General features: G+C 50.1%; 1 protein-coding gene. It reads right to left on the bottom strand.

Annotation, left to right across the window (positions count from 1 at the left end; translation table 11 throughout):
• The coding region (locus H0Z31_15770) for a YcaO-like family protein (GenBank protein MBO8178850.1) at positions 1-676 on the bottom strand (676 nt) is incomplete at both ends.

Below are 676 nucleotides of genomic sequence, written 5' to 3'. Positions count from 1 at the left end.
TGCAGAAACTCTTCCCGATACGTTTCATATTTTTCATCCAGTGTCAACAGCATGTCGGCCAGTTCATGCACCGCGGTTTTTACAGCTCGCAGCGGATCCGGATGAGACCCGGCGGCACAGACGAGATGGACTCCCTTCTGTTTCCTGTTTTTCGTAATGGCCCAAACGCTTGGTATCCCATGCTCCATGGTCGCGTTATACAAATACACATCATAACCGGCCACTGCTTTGATCCGCTCAATCATCAACAGCAATTCCTTGTCTTTCGCAGATGCAGGATCAAGCCGCGGCAAAGGCAGCTGCGCGTACCATGTCAAGAGAAAGGCGTCCCGTTCCACCACTTCCAAAATTCCGTAGAAAATGGCCTCCTCCAAACACCTGCCTAACGCGCATCCATTGTAGTTTTCATAGACGAAGTCATCTCCCAGGTCGTAGTAGGCAATCGATTCTGGAACCAAAATCGGCCTCTCCTGCAAAAATGAATAACCCCATACCCAATTCATGGGACGTTTGGGATCAAACCTTTGGAGAGGATAATCAGGACGTGCATATTGTTCCTCTGAATGGAGCCCGATCTTCAGCGGGTTGAGCGCGTGGTCTTTCACATTCTCATAACTGTCGCAGATGACCGTTCTTTTTCCTCGTGGCTGCAGACCTGCGTATCGCTCCAATGCCT

The sequence above is a fragment of the Bacillus sp. (in: firmicutes) genome (genome assembly GCA_017656295.1).
Lineage (GTDB): Bacteria > Bacillota > Bacilli > Bacillales > JACDOC01 > JACDOC01.
This window is presented reverse-complemented; position numbering and strand designations above follow the sequence as displayed.